The organism is Salinispora vitiensis (assembly GCF_000378825.1).
GTDB lineage: Bacteria > Actinomycetota > Actinomycetes > Mycobacteriales > Micromonosporaceae > Micromonospora > Micromonospora vitiensis.
Window position 1 is genome coordinate 1,655,758 of sequence record NZ_KB900388.1, and the last position, 16,416, is coordinate 1,672,173.

Genomic DNA, 16,416 nt, shown 5'->3' on the forward strand with positions numbered 1-16,416 from the left:
GGCCGGCGGGCGGTCGGCAAGATCTGGTCTGGCCGCCCGGCCGGGTCACCGCGCTACGCTGCGGCTCGTGACTTTCTCCCTCGTCGCCCGCTCCGCCGACGGCCGGCTGCACGGAGTGGTCGTGGCCAGCAGGTTCCTCGCCGCCGGGGCGCTGGTGCCGGCCGCGGAGGCCGAGGTGGGCGCGATCGCCACCCAGGGGCACGTGAACCTGGCCTACCGGCCGCAGGGCCTGGCGTTGCTGCGGACCGGGGTTGGGGCGGCGGGCGTGGTCGCCGGGCTGGTCGCCGCCGACGACGAGCGCGACCACCGCCAGCTCGGTGTGGTGGGTGCGACCGGCGCGGGTGCCGGTTGGACCGGGCCGGCATGCCGCCCCTGGGCGGGCGGGCAGTCCGGGGATGGCTGGGCTGCACAGGGCAACATCCTCGCCGGTCCGCAGGTGATCGACGAGGTCCGCGACGGCTGGCTCGGTGGCGGAGGGCTGCCGTTCCCGCAGCGCCTGCTGGCCGCGTTGCGCGCCGGGGACGAGGCGGGTGGGGACCGGCGCGGGCGGCAGAGCGCCGGGCTGCTGGTCGTCGAGCGCGGCGCCGGGTACGCCGGCACCGGCGACGTCCTGGTCGACCTGCGAGTTGATGACCACCCGGATCCGGTAGCCGAGCTGGGCCGGCTGCTCGCCGCGCACACTCGACTGTTCAGCCGTCCGGACCCGGGCACCTTGCTGGATCTCACCGGGGCGCTCGCGGTCGAGGTGGCCGGCCTGCTCACCGCGCTCGGGCACCCCGCCGATCCGGGGGCTCCGCAGGAGGCCCTGGTCGCCTGGGCGGGGCTGGAGAACCTGGAGCGGCGGCTGGTGCCGGGCCGGATCGACCCGGTCGTGCTGGAGCAGCTACGCCGGACCGCCCCGCAGGTTCCCGCGCCCCGCGCTGTCCGCGCCCGGCGCGCGTCCTGAGCGAGCTGACGCCGAGCCGGGCGGCACGGCGGCCTCGGGGCGGGCCCGCGTTCAGCTCCACCGGGGGAGGTCTCGGCGCCGCACCGGAAGCGCTCAGGGCGCGAAGCTCAGCCAGCGGAAGTCGACGGCGGCAACGGTCGCCTGCTCGGCGGAGGTCAGCGGCAACCGGCCGGTCGTCTTACGGATCAAGGTCAGCCGGTCCCAGCCCAGGGCGGCCGGCACCGGATGGCCACCGGTGAGCAGGTCGGCCAGCACGGTGGCGGCGGCCGGGGTCAGCCACGGCCTCCGGTCGAGCGCCGCGGCTAGGTCCAGGCCGTGCACCCCGACCTCGACCACCCGGGTACGCAGGAACTCCAGCATTGTCATCGCATCGCCGTGCCGGGTGCGGACCAGCCGGCCGGGGGGCTGCGCGTCGACCGCGTCGAGGGTGGCCCGCCGGACCCGCTCCAGGTCGGCGGCGAGCGTCGCGGCGTCCAGGAACCGTCCCGCTCGGTGGCCACCTTCGATGCGGTCGGCGTCCACCGGCGGGGCGAATTTGGCGGCGCCGAAGTAGCCGGCGGCGTCCACCTGCGCCCGGGGCGGGGCGGGGGCGGCGAGCATCCCGGCGAGCCGGCCGACACCGGTGTGCACGTGGGCAAGCAGCTCGCGGACGGTCCACGGCGGGCAGTTGGTGGCCCGGTCCAGGTCGGTCTCGGTCAGGTCCCGCAGCTCAGCAGTGAGCCGGACGCATTCGTCCCGAAACGCCCCCCGCACCGGTGTGAGCTCCGGTGGGCTACCAACGGCTGGTTCCATCATGGCCGGTTCCAGCATGGCTCAGCCCGCGTTTCGGGGGATGAGGCGGTGCGCACTGACCAGAACCAGGGCCATCACGATTGCCATCGTACCGGCGATTCCGGCGGCACCGCCCGCGTAGCCGGCGAGGAGAGGCCGACGGCCCAACGCGCTCGGGGCGATCCGGGGGCCGTCGGCGAGCCAGGCCAGGGCGAGACCGCCGGCGACGACCGCGAGCAGGCCGCCCGTGCCGAGTAGCACGGCGGCGAGCCGGTGCGCGTCGCCGGGGTCGACCTTCGCCCGCTCGCGCTGCATGGTCAACAACGCCAGTCCGCCGAGCGCCGCCCAGACCCCGACCACCAGGTACGCGGCGATGGCGTCGCTGGGTCGGTGCCATCCGGCGGAGAGGGTGGCCACCCCGACGGCGGCGGCGTAGCCGGTGCCGAGCAACGCGCCCAGGACTCGGACCGTCGGTGGCAGGACGAGGACCAGCGCCACCGCGAACGAGGCGGCGACGGTGGCGTGGCCACTCGGCAGGCTGTTGCCGGCGAAGATCCGTTGCGGGTCGATGCCGAGGTCAGGCCGGGCGAGGCCGTACTTGAGCGCCTGGGTGGTGAGGTTGGCGCCGACGACGAGCAGGGTTGCGGTGACCGCGAGCGCGACCCGGCCCCGGATCAGCGCGATGAACCCGATGACGGCGGTGGCGGCCAGCAGCGCCACCAGTGACATGGCGTTGAGGATGTGGTTGACCGGTCCGTCGATGCGGTCCTGGCCGATCCGGTTACCGGTGAGGGCGACCGTGTCGAGCCACTGGCCGAGCTCGGTGTGCACCGCGGTGCGCCACACCACGATGAGGGCGACGGTCTGTGCCAGCGCCAGCACGGCCAGCCAGACCGCCGTCCCACGCCTTGCCGTGTCACGCACCCGCACAACCTAACGGCAGGTGACATCGACTGTCCGCTTGAACCACACCGTTCCGACTTTCACCTGTTCAGCGGAGAACGGCGGGAAGTCGGAGTGTCAGCAGCCGCTACCCCAGATAGTTGACCCATGTCAGATCCGGCCGTGCGCTCGCGCCCGAGTGAACGGAGGGCACTGCTGTCGGGGCCAGGCCCGCTGCTGGTCGCGGGGCCGCACGGCAGGTCGGGCCACCGGTACCAGCAAGCCGAACGTTGACGGGGGCCGCGATGCGTGCGCGCCACGTCGGCACCCTGATCGCGGTGGTGGTGACCGTCGGGTGGCTCGTGATCGGCGGGGTGGCCCACTCGTTCCCAGGACGCCTGGACCAGGTCGAGATCGACAACTTCCAAACGTTTCTTCCCGCTGATGCGGAGTCGCAGCAGGCGCAGCAGGACAGCCGGGACATCACCGGTGCGGACACCACGCCCGCCCTGGTGGTCTACGAGCGTTCGGCGGGGATAACCGTTGCCGACCAGGAACGGGCGGACTCAGACCTGACCCGCTTCGGCCAGGTGCGGTGGGTTGTCGGGCCCGTCGCGCCCCCCGTCCAGAGCCAGGACGGGCAGGCCCTGCTGGTGGTTGTCCCGATCGACAACGCCGTGGGGCAGGCGGAGAACGACGTCATCGATCAGCTGCGCGCGATCACCGGCGGCGACCAGGGCGGACTGACCATCGAGGTCACCGGCCCGGCCGCCTTACGGGGCGATCTGATCACGGTATTGGCCGGGGTGGGCGGCGAGCTGCTGGTCGTCACCCTGGGCGCGGTGCTGGTGGTCCTGCTGATCATCTACCGTAGTCCGGTCTTGTGGGCGCTTCCGCTGATCGCCGCCGGGCTCTCGTACGTGTTGGCCACGGTCTTCGTGTACTGGCTGGCCGATGCGAATGTGATCAAGCTGAGTGGGGAGTCGCGGGGGATCCTCACCGTGCTCGTCTTCGGTGCGGGCACCGACTACGCGCTGCTGCTCATTGCGCGCTATCGGGAGGAGCTTACCCGGAGGGAACGCCCTGTTGACGCGATGAAGGTGGCGTGGCGCGGCGCCGCTCCGGCGATCATCGCCTCCGGCTCGACGGTGATCCTCGGTTTACTCGCGCTGCTGTTGTCGGTGCTCAGCTCCACCCGCTCCCTCGGACCGGTCTCCGCCATCGGCATCGCCTGCACGCTGCTGGTGATGCTCACCTTCCTCCCCGCCCTGCTCGTCCTGGGTGGGCGGCGGGTGTTCTGGCCGCGGACTCCGCGCCCGGAGCAGCGGGCCGCAACCACCTCGCACCGCTTCTGGACGCCGGTCGCCCGCCTCGTCGGCCGGCGAGACCGACTCGTGTGGGTGATCGCCGCCGTCTGCCTCGGCGTGGCCGCGATCGGGGTCACCCAGCTCGGAAAGCAGGCAATCAACCAGGATGACCTGCTCTTCTCCGGGAACCGGTCATCGGTCAGCGGTCAGCGCCTGCTTGATCAGCACTATCCCGGCGGCACCGGCAGTCCGGCCATCATCGTGACCAACGCGGAGACCGTTGACCAGGTAGCCGCCGCGGCCCGTCAGGTGTCGGGAGTCGCCTCCGTGGCACCGGTCACCGCGGCGGGTGGGGCCTCGACCACGGCTGAGCAACCAGGGGCCGCACCGAAGGTCGTGAACGGGCGGGCGCAGCTGAACGCGACCATGAGCGACGCACCGGACGGTGACAGCGCCGAGCAGACCCTGCGGCGGCTCCGCACCGCCGTTCACGCGGTGCCCGGCTCCGACTCCGTGGTCGGTGGCTTCACGGCAACAAATGTGGACACGGCCAACGCCGCCGACCGGGATCAGCAGGTCATCTTTCCGGTCGTCCTGGCCGTGATCCTGCTCTGCCTGGCGGTGTTGTTGCGCGCCCTGCTGGCGCCGATACTCCTGGTCCTGACCGTGGTGCTCTCCTTTACCGCCACCGTCGGAATCTGCGTGCTGATCTTCCGGTACCTGCTCAACGTCCCCAAGGTGGATCCGGAGTTCCTCCTGTTCGCGTTCGTCTTTCTGGTCGCTCTAGGGGTGGACTACAACGTCTTTCTAATGAGCCGGGTCCGGCAGGAGTCAGAGCGGCTGGGCACCCGACGCGGCGTGCTGTCCGCACTCACCGTAACCGGTGGGGTGATCACCTCTGCCGGTGTCGTGCTCGCGGCGACCTTCGCGGCACTGACCGTGCTCCCGGTTCGAATCCTGGTGGAGCTGGGCATCGCCCTTCCCGTCGGGCTTCTCATCGACACCATCGTCGTGCGCTCCCTGCTGGTGCCGGCCCTCACCCACGACCTTGGTCGCCGAATCTGGTGGCCGAGCCGGCTTGAGCGAAGCGACGGTAGTCCGCCGGGCACCGGTTGACCGACACCCACGAGGGTGTCCTCGTCGCAGCGGTCGGCGTACCCGCCGAACGGGACTGCCTCCTCCTGATCCCGCACTCCGAACGGGGCCATCGAGTCGCCCGGATTCAACAAAATCTGACTGCAGCCCGACGAAGTGGGGGTAAGACCGGGCTATCTCTCTCACCGTCCAGATAGCGGGCATCGATGCACCCACCGGCGGTGACCACGGCTGGTCAATTGGCACTCGGCTATGGACGGACTCCACCCTAGAATCACGATCATGGAGATCCTACGGTTCGCCGCGTTCACCACCGATCCCGCCGGTGGCAATCCGGCTGGGGTGGTGTTGGACGCCACCGGCGCGGACGATGCGGAGATGCAGCGGGTCGCGGCCGAGGTCGGGTATTCCGAAACGGCGTTTCTCGTGCCCGGCGACGCGGGGCACTTCACGGTTCGCTACTTCAGTCCGAAAGCGGAGGTCCCGTTCTGTGGCCACGCGACCATCGCGTCGGCCGCGGCGTACGCCGAGCGACACGGCCCTGGGGTGTTGTATCTGAGCACCCCTGCCGGCCCGGTCGAGGTCTCCACCACCGTACGGGCGGACGGCGCCATCACCGCGACGCTGGTCAGCGTCGAACCACGCACCCAGCCGATCGCCGCGGAGGACTTCGCGGGCCTACTCGATGCGTTGCGCTGGAAGTCGGCGGATCTGGCGACGGCACTGCCACCACGGGTCGCCTTCGCCGGGGCATGGCACCCGATCATCGCCGCTGGAAGCCGAGCCCGCCTGGCTGAGCTGGACTACGACATGGCCGCGCTGACCAGCCTGATGGCCGAGCGCGACTGGACCACCATCAACCTGGTGTACCGAGAGTCCGCACAGGTCTTTCATGCCCGGAACCCGTTTCCCCCCGGCGGCGTCGTGGAGGACCCCGCCACTGGTGCGGCCGCCGCGGCGCTCGGTGGCTACCTACGTGAGCTCGGCCTGGTCGCGCCGCCCACGACGGTTACCGTGCACCAGGGTCAGGAGATGGGCCGCCCGAGCCTGCTCACCCTCGACATCCCGGCCCAGTCCGGAACTGGGATCGCGGTGAGCGGCGCCGCGGTTTCCCTCGCCCCACTCGGCGCCACCGGTGCGGGTGCAGCTCCCGGTGCGGGCGCAGCCACTCGGGGTCGGGCCTCAGCATGACCGGAGCCGCAGACAGCCGCGATGTGAGCACGCCAACGCCGTACTCGTCCCGGAGTCGGTAGGCAACCGAGTTCGCCTGGACTCCAACTCGTCGTGGCCTCGGTGCATCGACGGGACCCCTCCGATGTCACCGTCACCGAGAAACCGCGGGCTCGACGGCGGACGCGCCGCGATCGTCTGGTCTTCCGAGGGTGGGGGTCAGGCGCAGGTAGGCCACGCTTGCGCCGGCGACCACTGCGGCGGCGCAGAGCCAGACGGCGGTCACGCCGATCCGGTCAACTACCGCACCGAGGCCGACCGAGGCGATTACCGCGCCGGTGCTGGTGCTCATCGAGTACGTCGAGAGAATGCTGGCCCGGCGACCGGTGGGACTTGCGGAGTGCAAGAGAGTCTGGCTCAGGGGTGCGCGCAACTCCAGGCAGAGGTAGATGAAGAGAAAGCCCCCGACGGCGACTGCGAAGGTGGTGGCGGCCGACGGATCGGGCAGGAGCGCGGCCAGGGCGGGCTGCCAGAACGCCTCCACAGCACCGATTCCGACGCCGATCGCAAGGCCGGTGACGAGGATCAGACGGAGATTTCCGGGGCGCACCAAGCGCAGCACACTCTCGCGGACGACCCCGGGAAGGTACTTCAGCTCCGCCAGCCCGCTCCGGCACACCGATCTGACCGAGGCTGAGCCCGCGGTCGAAGGGGAGCAGGGCCAGCACGGGCAGGGCTAGGCCAACCCGCAGCCACCGAAGAAAGTGGCAGGTCCAGTACGTCCACAGGAGGCCGGCCCGATGCTGTCGCTCCGGTTGGTCTGCGTCGTCAGCCATCTGCCCCGATCCCGGTGAATGTGGGTGACCTGCAGTCGGCGTCCCTACCCAAACCCCCTGGCCCGCAGGGGTGTGGTGAGCTCGCATTTACTGGCTGATCTGCGAGCCTCGGGGCGGCCTGGAACCCGACAACGGCGATCATCGCCGCCGGAACGCTGCTGGTCGTCGTTGGTGCGGCGGTCGCCGCGGGATGCATCCCCCCGTTGCGCTCCGAATGGAGCTGATCCATCCCGCTGGCAATCGCCGCCCGGGTCAGCGACCCGCCGCCTGAATCCTCGGAAACGTGCGTTCGGTGTGCGGTGCTGCCGCTAAACACACGTTTCTCAGCGCAGAGTCGATCTTACGCTCACGTTCGGTGTCCCTGTCAACACCTGTGTCGCGGCATCCGTGGCCGCGACGCTGTCGTTTACGTCACCGTCCGGTCGGGGTTGACAGCCCTCCGGCCACGCTGCCGACCTGTGACCGGAGCCGCTACGGATTCAGGAGCAGCGCTTCGGCGCCGACCGGCCGGAACCCCGCCGCCTGGAATGCACGCACACTGCGGGCGTTGCCCGCGGCCTGCTGCGCCCAGACCGGCTGTCCGGTCGGCACCAGGTGCCGAGCGGCCCTCGCCAACGCCCGGCCGAGGCCCGCCTCGCGCCGCCCCTCGTCAACCTCGATCGCCGCTTCCCACCGGCCGGCCACGCCCCGGCCGAGGATGACCACTCCCCCATCGGCCGCCCAGACCCGGACGTCGTCGCGGCGCTGCCGCGCCCGGGCTTCCCGGGGATGGACGAAGTCGGTGAGCTCGGTGAGCCGCAACGGGGGTGCCCCAGCCAGCGGGCTCGCGACCGTCAGTAGGTCGATCGTGTCCATGGAACGTCCGGTGCGCTCGAGTAACGCACCCAGGAAGCGTGGATGCATTGTGGCTGCCAGTCCGTCACAATCGAGAGTGGCCAGAATTCCCCGGACCCAACGCGGATCCTCGTCGGTGAAGACCACGGAGTGAGCGGTGAAGGCGATCACCCCGGCGTCGCGGTCGCCGGGCTGCGGCAGCACGGTCGTCCCGCCATCCGGCGACGGGAAGCGCCCGGCGGCCGCCGCTTCCAGGAGCTCGGCCAATTCACTTCCCATGGCCTTTTCCTCTCTGCGCTAAGGAAGCCCAGGGCTGGGCTCGGACCACACCTCCCGCACCGACGGCCAGCATGTCCCAGCCGGAGACGCCGACCGCCGGGGGAGCCGCTCCCGGCGGGAACCAGCTTCGCATCCCGGGCCAAGGCGGGGCGGGACACAGCGAAGGGCCCCGCCCGGGGCCCTTCGTGCTGCGTCGGTTAGCTCGACCGTGGCCATTGCTGGCGGACCGGCCGCCAGCCATTCACCGCTTGTCGTACGCCTCCATCACGCCAACCGGGATGCGTCCGCGGTCCGACACCTGATATCCGTTGGCCCGCGCCCACTCCCGGATCTCCTCGTTGCGGGCGCGGGTGGAACGCTGCGCGGTCGCGGCTGCCCCCCGCACCGCCCTCGTGATCCCACCGTGGCCGCTGGCCCTGCCAACCCGCTGACCGACGGCGATATAGGGGGCGAGCGCCTGCCGGAGCGTGGATGCGTTCTCGTCCGAGAGTTCGATGGTGTAGGCCCTGCCGTCGAGACCGAACTCAATCGTCTGGTCGGCCTCACCACCGGTTAGGTCATCAATCAGTTGGGTGATTACCTGTCGCGCCATGCTCGGGTTAACTCCATTTCACGAGTGCGAAGAGGAGGACATTAGCATCTAGACAGGGTGGTTGCTTAAGGACCCACAGTCGGGTTTCGCTCCACCACCAAACCTCCCTCATGGGTAGCGGTTACCACACCCGCCGTGGCTGTTCCTCCGGCCCCAATTGCGAGCCGCGACCGCTCTTGTCATCGAGGCGGCTGAGCTCGCATTCCCGCCGGCCGCGCCGCCGCCGCAGGATCCCGAGCGCAGCGGTTCGGCGTCCAGAAGCGCCATCCGCACCGGCCACCGACGCGACCCCCACCCGTCCGGACCGATCCGGCCTTACGTAGCTTCAGACCACATATCGCCGAAATTTCCTATATCGTCCGTTCATGCACTCCCGGTCCCGCGGGTCGCCTCCGTCCCGACGGGTCGCCCTGATCAGCCTCTGCACCGCAGCCATGCTGGTGTGGCTCGCGTTCTCCAACCTCGGGGTGGCGTTGCCGACCATCGCCAACGAGCTGAACGTCAACCTGACCGATATGCAGTGGGCGAACAACGCCCTGAGCATCGCCTGCGGAACCCTCCTGCTGGCCGGCGGTCGGCTCACCGACCTGCACGGCCATCGAAAGATGCTGCTACTCGGCCTGCTGATCTTCGGTGTCGCCGCCCTGGCGACCGCCTTCACGCCCAACCTAGCCGGCCTCATCGCCGGCCGCGCCTTAATGGGCGCCGGTAGCGCACTCATCCTGCCCGCCACACTGGCGATGATCCCGGCGCTCTTCAAACGGACCGAGCAGCCGCCGGCCTTCGCCGCTTGGGCGGCGGCGACCTGGGCCGGCCAGGCGGTCGGGCCAGCAATCGGCGGAACCCTGACCACTCTGCTGGGCTGGCGGTCACTCTTCTGGTTAACCGCGCCGGTGGTACTCGTCTTGTACGTCCTGACCACCAGAAACGCACCCGCCGCACAGAAGGGCCGGGGCAGGGTCGACCTGATCGGTCTGTTGACCGGGGCCGGGGCCGCACTGTGCCTGCTCTTCGCACTGACCGAGGGACAACAGGTCGGCTTCAACAATCCGCTGATCATCGCGCTCTTCGTCGCCGCCGTGGTGCTCACCCTGGCGTTCGTGTTCGTCGAGTTGAGGGTCACCGACCCACTGGTGGATCTACGGCTGTTCCGCGCCCGCGGCTTTGACGGCGCTCTTCTCGTCAACCTGACGATGAACATGTCCTTCGCCGGCACCCTCTTCGTACTCTCCCTCTACCTGCAGGACGCCCGGGGCTACAGCGCGTTCGCGGCCGGTCTACTCCTGGTTCCGGCCGCCGGAACGATCCTGATTTTCAACGCCGTCGGCGCACGGATCGTCACCCGACACGACGCCCGCTCCCCCTCGGTCTGGGGCCTGTTCCTGGTCGGCGTCGGCTGCTTCGCCATCAGCGCCCTGCTGCCCTCCCTGTCGGTGCTCGCGGTGATCCTGGGCCTGCTCATCATCGGTGTCGGGCTGGGCGTGCTCTCCGTGCCGGTGGCCGACACCATCGTCGGCGGCCCACCGGTCGCCCTCGCCGGCGCCGCGTCCGGGCTCTACAAGACCAGCAGCATGCTGGGGGGCGCGCTCGGCGTCGTCCTGCTGACCGCCGCGACCACCCGCTTCGGTCGGGCCGACGCCGCCCCGGTGAGCACCGCGGCCGGGCTCACCGAAGCCGAATCCAACCAGGTCGTCAACGCGCTGACCAACTCCCAGACGGCCCTCGCCGTCCTCGACAAGCTGCCGCCGGGCGAGCGGAGCCTCGTGATGGCGGCCTATCATCAGGCATTCTCGGACGGAGTGTCGACAGCCCTCGTGCTCGGTGGGGTAATCGCGGTGGTCGGCGCGGTGCTGGCCGCCTGGATCTGGCCCCGCCAGCGAAAGGGCCGTAGCCCGCAACAACCCCCGCAGACCTGACCGCCCAGCCCAGGTCGTGTCGTCGTGTGTCAGCCCAGGTCGTGTCGTCGGACGCTGAGCCCCTTGCCCCCGAACTCCGTACAGACGAAAGCGGGCTGGCGGGGTTTGCTGAGAGCCGGCTCGTAGCGGTAGCCGATCTCGGCGAAGTCGACGATATCCGCCGGGTCCTCGACCTGAGCGGTCAGTAGCCATCGGGCGAACGCACCACGGGCGATCTTGGCGTGTACGACAACGAACCGCGGCTCACCCGTCTTCGGATTGATCGTCAGAAAGCGGGGGCTGACGAACCGGTCGCGGGCCAGAAACCGGGTGACGATCCGGTTGTACTCGATGGCGGCCAGATCAATGATGACGCCGGTCGGCGGCAGGCACCGGGCAACGGCATCACCCCAGAACTGGTAGAGGTTGGCATACGGTGGGTCCGGCAGGCGATACCCCAGCTCCAGCCGGTACGGCTGGATGCCATCATCCGGACGCAGAATGCCGTACAGCCCGGAGAGGATCCGCAACCGACCATCGGCGTACGCCCGGTCGGCGGGGGTGAGGTCGCCGGCGCGGAGCCCGCTGTAGATGTCACCGGCAAAGCTGTCGATCGCCGGTGACTGCCGCTCCGGATCGGTGCCCCAATCGGCGAAGAGCCCGTGCGTTCGGGCGGCCAGCTCCGGAGAGAGCTTCATGACGGTGCCGAGCTGCTCCACCGAGAGGGTCTTGAGGTACGCCGCCAACTCCTCGGCCCGGTCCCGAAGGGCGGGCACGGTGAGGGTCGCGCCACCCTGGGGCGCCGGTCGCATCGCCTTGGAGGTGTGAATCAAAATGTTCATTTTCGCCTCGTGCCGAGATCAAGATCTCCTGAGCATAGCGGCCCGACCGGTGGCTGCGCGGCGGCGAACCGAGAGTGCCAAGCCGACCGGCGCGCCCCTCCCCGGCCGCCTCGCCCCCACCCACCTCGACGTCAACCCCGGCACCCGATGACGGAGATTCGCTAACGACAATCCAGACACTCCGGGACCCAGCTGCGGGACATTGCACCAGTGCATCCGGGTCACTTCCAGGTGATGTCAAGCCCTCTCGGCGGGATCTTTTTCGCTGTTCGGGTTGTAATGTGGTTTCGCCACCTGCCACATTCGGCAGTAGGCTTCACCTCCTGGAGGAAGCGGTATGCCGAGAACGACCCTTCAGGAGCGTACGACGACCACCGCCGCGCCGCCGCAGATCGTGCAGGCCGCGAATATCGTGACAGCGGTACGCACGATCGGCGCGGTCGCGGTCGCGATCGGCGCGATCATCACCCGGGATCCGATCCTGGCGGTAACCGCCTATCTAATCTACTGGGTCGGCGACATCCTGGATGGTTGGACAGCCCGCCGGCTGAACCAGGAGACCCGCTTCGGTGCGGTCTTCGACATCCTGGCCGACCGACTCTGCTGCGTCCTCTGCATCATCCCGCTGCTTCAGGCACGACCACAGATGGTGGCGCCTATCGCGGTCTTTCTGCTGCAGTTCGTCGTCGTCGATCTGGTGCTCAGCCTGTCGTTTCTCCGTTTCGGGCTGCTCAGTCCAAACTATTTCTTCCACGTGCACCATGGTGTCTTCCGGTGGAACTGGTCCCCGCCGGCCAAGGCTGCCAACACCAGCGCGCTGGTGCTGCTCGTACTCTTCGTGCCGAGCCCCTGGCCAGCGCTCGCGCTGGCCCTGGCGGTGACCGTGATCAAGGTGGTCTCCCTGGTGGTGGTACGGCGACTACCCAGCAGTCCACCGCAGCGCGGCCAAGCGCCCGAGCGCGGCTGGCCCCCGTCCGCATGAACCGGGCCGCGTCATGATCGAGGCGGGGATCGCGACCTTCCTGATGGCGTTCGCCTCGGCCTTCATCCCGGTGGTGCCGGTGGAGCCGTACCTCATCGGTGCGGCCACCGTAACGGGGCAGGGTGCCCTCCTGCTGGGGGTCACCGCTGGCGCCGGGCAGACCGCCGGCAAGGCGCTGATGCTACTGGGCCTACGCGGCACCCTCCGCTCCACCCGGCTGCGCCGCTGGTTGGAGCGGCACACCGTCCGCTTCGCGCCGGAGCCGGCGGTGGAAACCGTGGCGGTAACGCCGAGCGGGACGGCGCCGAGCGGGGCAGTGCCGAGCGGGTCGGCATCGCACGGTCCGGGTCCCGGCGCTGCGGCGCCGACGGCCGTGCCGCCCCGGGCGACCGTCCGGACGGTCCTCCGCCGGTCGATCGCCGCCGTCGTCGCGGTGACCCGCCGCTGGAACAGCCGCCTCATCACCCTGCTCGACCGGCCGTTCGTGGCGGTACCGGTGGTGTTGCTGAGCGCGGCGGTCGGCCTGCCCCCACTCCTGCTGGTCGTCTTCTGCATCAGCTCGACCCGGATGTCGGTGGGCATGTTCGCGGTCACGTGTTTCGTCGGCCGCACGTTTCGATTCGCCGCGGTCAGCGTGTTGCCGGAACTCGCCCACCTCCTCGGATAGGCCCGTGGGGGCATCCGCCGGACGGCGGATGCCCCCACGGGCCGCGCTGGTCAGGGTCGACGCCACGCCCGAGCCACAGCTACCCACCCGGCCCCTCGGCGCTGGCGGCGACGCTCAGTCCCGGGCCATCATGGCGGCCGCCTCCCGCTCGACGTCAACGTAGGCCTCACCGGAGACATCCGCGATGACCTGCTTGATCGTGGCGCCGGTCAGCTTCCAGGGACGGGCGCCGGAGTAGTCATAGGTGACGGGTGCGCCGCGGTCCTGGCCGACGTTGAAGCCTTCCCCGGCGAGTGCGAACTTGCCGAGTTGGGTCTGCATTCCCTTGCACTCACCCACCTTCTTCTTGCCGATGAACAGCGAGGCGTTGCCGACGCAGGCACTGGGCTGGTCGGAGCCAGGTGGAGAGATCAACTTCTCCTTCTCGAAGGCGACACCGAGCACCACCTTTCCCTTCGGCACATCGATGTTCGAGGAGATGACCTGCTCCTTCTCCCCCAGGTAGTTGTAGACGTACTTCAGTCTGCCGTCCTTGAGGTAGAGGGCGTGCCCGCCGAAGTTGGAGCCCTGCGCGAAGAGAACGCCTTCCGCGTCGGGACCATCGATGACCACGTCGGCTGCCAGGATGTAGGACCGCCCCCGGATGTTGACCGCTACCGCCTCGGGAACCTCCAGCGTGTTCGGATAGTAGACGTAGTGATCTCGCGGTGGCGCCACCTGCGGTCGCGGCGTGCTGAGCAACTCGGCGATGGGCCGGTCGTCCACCGGGAGACCAAAGAACATGCCGGCCTGGTGATACCAGAGCGCCGCCAACTCCGCGGCCAGCTCGGGGTGTTGGTCGGCCACGTTATGGATCTCGGCACGGTCGACATCGGTGTGGTAGAGCGCCCACTGGTCCAGACCGAAATGACCCCAGTCCGCCGGTGAGCTCGGGTGCAGGGCATCGACCTTCCAGCCGTCCCGCCACAGCGCCCGGGTACCCAGCATCTGATAGAACTGGCTTTGCTTCGCGGTCTTGGCCTTCGGCTTTTCGAAGGTGTGTTTGAAGCTGGAGCCCTCCAGTGGCCACTGGTTGAAGCCCTTGACCGTCTCCGGCAACTCGATGCCGAGGCAGTCGTACACCGTGGGCACGATGTCGGTGACGTGCGCGTACTGGTCGCGGAGCTCGCCTTTTGCCTTGATCCCCGCCGGCCAGTGCACGATCATCGGGTCGCAGATTCCACCCTCCCACGCGTCCTGCTTGAACAGCTTGAACGGGGTGTTGAACGCGAAGGCCCAACCGGTCGAATAGTGGTTGTAGGTGCCGGGCGAGCCAAGAATATCGAGCATCTTGATATTCTCGTCGATATTGCTCGGGACACCGTTGAAGAACGTGTTCTCATTGACGGCACCGTCTGCCCCTCCCTCACCTGACGCTCCGTTGTCGGAGATCACGAAGATGAGGGTGTTGTCCAGCTCTCCGGTCTCCTCGAGGTAGGCGATCAGTCGGCCGATCTCGTGGTCGGCGTAGCTGGAGAAGCCGGCGAAGACCTCCGCCATCCGGATCTGCAGCTTCTTCTCGTCGGCACTGAGCGAATCCCACGGCCGTACGTCGCTCTGGGCGGGCGAGGGTTTGCCATCCGCGCTGCGTACGTCGCTGAGCGGGTTGATCGGTGAGAGCTCGGTGCCCTTCGGGAGGATCCCCAGCTTGATCTGCTTCGCCAGGATCTTCTCGCGGATCGCCTCGTACCCCATGTCGAACTTGCCCTTGTACTTGTCGGCCCAGGCCTTCGGTACGTGGTGCGGGGCGTGGTTCGCCCCGGGGCAGAAGTACATGAAGAAGGGGCGCTCCGGTGCGACCTGCTTGGCGTCACCGATCATGCCGATCGCCCGGTCGACGAGGTCGGCGGTGAGCAGGTATCCGTCCTTGCCCTCCTTCCAGTCGTCCACGCTGACCGGGTCGGCGGGCTGGTCGATGAACTGCTGGTCCTGAACGAGGTTCGGGTAGTACTGGTTGGCCTCTCCGCCGAGGAAGCCGTAGAAGCGTTCGAAGCCCCGGTGGGTGGGCCAGTTCCGCTTGGAGGAGGCCATGTTGGTCTCATCCTCGGCGACACAGTGCCACTTGCCCAGCGCGTAGGTGTTGTAGCCCCGGTCGCTGAGGATCTCCCCGATGAGCGCCGCCTCCCCGGGGATATGCCCGTTCATCCCCGGGAATCCCTGGGTCGCCTCTGCGACGCAGGACATGCCGACGGTGGTGTGGTTGCGTCCGCTCAGCAGCGCGGCCCGGGTGGGTGAGCAGAGCGCGGTGGTGTGGAACTGGGTGTACTTCAGTCCGTTGTTGGCGAGCTTGCTCATGTTCGGCATCTCGATGGGCCCACCGAAGAAGTCCCAGGAGCCGAAGCCCGTGTCGTCCCAGACCAGGAACAACACGTTCGGCGCGCCTTTCGGGGCCTGGGGTTGGGCGTAGGGGTCCCAGTCCGGCGTCGAGTCTTTGGCGCCCAGGTTGATAACACCCTTGAACGTTTTACTCATGAACGGCTTCTCCTTCTCCCGCGTCAGGGGCGGGAAACGCGACCTGTCCGTACTTTCCCGATCAACTCTTCGCGGTGTCGGATGGCGCCACCTGGCCGGTGACCAACATTCGGATGCTCACCAGGAGAACCCAGGCCGGGAAGATGAGCGTGAACCAGAGGTTCTGGTTGGTAAAGATCAAGAGCAGCACGGCCAGAATGTAGGTCAGGATCCAGAGCCACTTCGGCATCAGGCGGGTCTTCATCCCCACCGTTCCGAGCGCGATCATGAACACCGCCGCCATGCGTACCGCGTAGATCCCACTCGCCTCGAGCATGATCGAGCGACCAAACCCGACCGTCTCGGCACCCAAAGACTGGGACCCACCTTCGGGAACTCCATCCACAATGGCGCCCGCTACCACGACGGCGACGAATATCATGGCCAGGAAGAGAACCCCGCTACCGATGAGCAGGGTGGAGAAGAACCAGTCCCCCAAGTTGCCCATGTACTCGCGCACCACGCCCATGAACCAGAGAAAGAAGATTCCGGCGAACGGGATCAGGAACAACGCCACCCGCATCCGGCCAGCTTCTTGCCGCACCCACTCCACATCGGCGAAAGGCTCCTTCGGGAGCGCCGACCGAAGGAGGATGATACTGATGGCGAAGACCACAGCGAAAAGTATGCCCGCGATCGCGACCCCGCGCGGATTTCGGAGCGCCCGAAACGTTTCTTGATCAGAACTCTTGCCCATCGGCGACACCCTTCACCAGCCGTTTCAACGGTCCTATGGAATGCACACCCCTCCTTTTCTCGTTCTACCAG

At 68.6% G+C, this 16,416-nt stretch carries 14 protein-coding genes; 6 read left to right on the plus strand and 8 right to left on the minus strand.

The features are described from left to right. Window positions 1-67 precede the first annotated feature (67 nt). Window positions 68-946, plus strand: coding sequence for a DUF1028 domain-containing protein (locus SALPAC2_RS0107715; RefSeq protein ID WP_018216077.1), 879 nt, complete (start codon window positions 68-70; stop codon window positions 944-946). Window positions 947-1,039: 93 nt separating this feature from the next. Here the strand turns inward: SALPAC2_RS0107715 and SALPAC2_RS0107720 are convergent, their stop codons facing one another. Both SALPAC2_RS0107720 and SALPAC2_RS0107725 read right to left on the minus strand, forming a co-directional pair. After that, complete coding sequence (locus SALPAC2_RS0107720; protein ID WP_018216078.1) at window positions 1,040-1,756, minus strand: maleylpyruvate isomerase N-terminal domain-containing protein; 717 nt, start codon at window positions 1,754-1,756, stop codon at window positions 1,040-1,042. A 3-nt stretch (window positions 1,757-1,759) separates the two neighbouring features. Then, a complete protein-coding gene (locus SALPAC2_RS0107725; RefSeq protein WP_026184518.1) occupies window positions 1,760-2,647 on the minus strand; it encodes a phosphatase PAP2 family protein in 888 nt (295 codons plus the stop codon). 257 nt (window positions 2,648-2,904) lie between these two features. Here SALPAC2_RS0107725 and SALPAC2_RS0107730 point away from each other — a divergent pair, with 257 nt between their 5' ends. Next, complete coding sequence (locus tag SALPAC2_RS0107730; RefSeq protein ID WP_018216080.1) at window positions 2,905-5,022, plus strand: MMPL family transporter; 2,118 nt, start codon at window positions 2,905-2,907, stop codon at window positions 5,020-5,022. A gap of 261 nt (window positions 5,023-5,283) precedes the next feature. Next, window positions 5,284-6,192 carry a PhzF family phenazine biosynthesis protein gene (locus SALPAC2_RS0107735; RefSeq protein WP_018216081.1) on the plus strand — a complete coding sequence of 303 codons (909 nt, stop codon included), beginning with the start codon at window positions 5,284-5,286 and terminating at the stop codon, window positions 6,190-6,192. Window positions 6,193-6,325: 133 nt separating this feature from the next. On the opposite strand, the gene SALPAC2_RS0107740 is transcribed toward SALPAC2_RS0107735, so the two are convergent. The 3 genes from SALPAC2_RS0107740 to SALPAC2_RS0107750 form a co-directional block, all read right to left on the minus strand. Further along, window positions 6,326-6,850 carry an MFS transporter gene (locus SALPAC2_RS0107740; RefSeq protein ID WP_018216082.1) on the minus strand — a complete coding sequence of 175 codons (525 nt, stop codon included), beginning with the start codon at window positions 6,848-6,850 and terminating at the stop codon, window positions 6,326-6,328. A gap of 628 nt (window positions 6,851-7,478) precedes the next feature. Continuing rightward, on the minus strand, window positions 7,479-8,120 hold the full coding sequence (locus SALPAC2_RS0107745; RefSeq protein ID WP_018216083.1) for an N-acetyltransferase GCN5: 642 nt from the start codon (window positions 8,118-8,120) through the stop codon (window positions 7,479-7,481). Window positions 8,121-8,361: 241 nt separating this feature from the next. Then, window positions 8,362-8,712 (minus strand): histone-like nucleoid-structuring protein Lsr2, encoded by a 351-nt coding sequence (locus SALPAC2_RS0107750; protein WP_018216084.1) that lies wholly within the window; start codon window positions 8,710-8,712, stop codon window positions 8,362-8,364. 365 nt (window positions 8,713-9,077) lie between these two features. Between SALPAC2_RS0107750 and SALPAC2_RS0107755 the strand changes: the two genes are divergently transcribed. After that, the gene (locus tag SALPAC2_RS0107755; protein ID WP_026184519.1) at window positions 9,078-10,628 is read left to right on the plus strand and encodes an MFS transporter; all 1,551 of its coding nucleotides are present in this window, start codon (window positions 9,078-9,080) and stop codon (window positions 10,626-10,628) included. A 29-nt stretch (window positions 10,629-10,657) separates the two neighbouring features. Here the strand turns inward: SALPAC2_RS0107755 and SALPAC2_RS0107760 are convergent, their stop codons facing one another. Then, window positions 10,658-11,449, minus strand: a complete 792-nt coding sequence (locus tag SALPAC2_RS0107760; RefSeq protein WP_018216086.1) for a YaaA family protein — start codon at window positions 11,447-11,449, stop codon at window positions 10,658-10,660. A 337-nt stretch (window positions 11,450-11,786) separates the two neighbouring features. Here SALPAC2_RS0107760 and SALPAC2_RS0107765 point away from each other — a divergent pair, with 337 nt between their 5' ends. Together SALPAC2_RS0107765 and SALPAC2_RS0107770 are read left to right on the plus strand one after the other, a co-directional pair. Further along, window positions 11,787-12,431, plus strand: coding sequence for a CDP-alcohol phosphatidyltransferase family protein (locus SALPAC2_RS0107765; RefSeq protein WP_018216087.1), 645 nt, complete (start codon window positions 11,787-11,789; stop codon window positions 12,429-12,431). 13 nt (window positions 12,432-12,444) lie between these two features. Next, entirely contained in the window at window positions 12,445-13,098 is a 654-nt protein-coding gene (locus SALPAC2_RS0107770; protein WP_018216088.1) for a hypothetical protein, read from the plus strand. 114 nt (window positions 13,099-13,212) lie between these two features. Here SALPAC2_RS0107770 and SALPAC2_RS0107775 read toward each other — a convergent pair whose 3' ends face one another. Both SALPAC2_RS0107775 and SALPAC2_RS0107780 read right to left on the minus strand, forming a co-directional pair. Then, on the minus strand, window positions 13,213-15,609 hold the full coding sequence (locus tag SALPAC2_RS0107775) for an arylsulfatase (RefSeq protein WP_018216089.1): 2,397 nt from the start codon (window positions 15,607-15,609) through the stop codon (window positions 13,213-13,215). A gap of 61 nt (window positions 15,610-15,670) precedes the next feature. Beyond that, window positions 15,671-16,345, minus strand: coding sequence for a hypothetical protein (locus SALPAC2_RS0107780; protein WP_018216090.1), 675 nt, complete (start codon window positions 16,343-16,345; stop codon window positions 15,671-15,673). Between the last annotated feature and the right edge of the window lie 71 nt (window positions 16,346-16,416).

What these genes read in the sequence shown, in the direction of transcription:
- SALPAC2_RS0107720 (WP_018216078.1), bottom strand. Translation starts at nt 1,756, where the DNA reads ATGCTGGAACCGGCCATGATGGAACCAGCCGTTGGTAGCCCACCGGAG.
- SALPAC2_RS0107730 (WP_018216080.1), top strand. Translation starts at nt 2,905, where the DNA reads ATGCGTGCGCGCCACGTCGGCACCCTGATCGCGGTGGTGGTGACCGTC.
- SALPAC2_RS0107735 (WP_018216081.1), top strand. Translation starts at nt 5,284, where the DNA reads ATGGAGATCCTACGGTTCGCCGCGTTCACCACCGATCCCGCCGGTGGC.
- SALPAC2_RS0107745 (WP_018216083.1), bottom strand. Translation starts at nt 8,120, where the DNA reads ATGGGAAGTGAATTGGCCGAGCTCCTGGAAGCGGCGGCCGCCGGGCGC.
- SALPAC2_RS0107750 (WP_018216084.1), bottom strand. Translation starts at nt 8,712, where the DNA reads ATGGCGCGACAGGTAATCACCCAACTGATTGATGACCTAACCGGTGGT.
- SALPAC2_RS0107755 (WP_026184519.1), top strand. Translation starts at nt 9,078, where the DNA reads ATGCACTCCCGGTCCCGCGGGTCGCCTCCGTCCCGACGGGTCGCCCTG.
- SALPAC2_RS0107760 (WP_018216086.1), bottom strand. Translation starts at nt 11,449, where the DNA reads ATGAACATTTTGATTCACACCTCCAAGGCGATGCGACCGGCGCCCCAG.
- SALPAC2_RS0107765 (WP_018216087.1), top strand. Translation starts at nt 11,787, where the DNA reads ATGCCGAGAACGACCCTTCAGGAGCGTACGACGACCACCGCCGCGCCG.
- SALPAC2_RS0107770 (WP_018216088.1), top strand. Translation starts at nt 12,445, where the DNA reads ATGATCGAGGCGGGGATCGCGACCTTCCTGATGGCGTTCGCCTCGGCC.
- SALPAC2_RS0107775 (WP_018216089.1), bottom strand. Translation starts at nt 15,609, where the DNA reads ATGAGTAAAACGTTCAAGGGTGTTATCAACCTGGGCGCCAAAGACTCG.
- SALPAC2_RS0107780 (WP_018216090.1), bottom strand. Translation starts at nt 16,345, where the DNA reads ATGGGCAAGAGTTCTGATCAAGAAACGTTTCGGGCGCTCCGAAATCCG.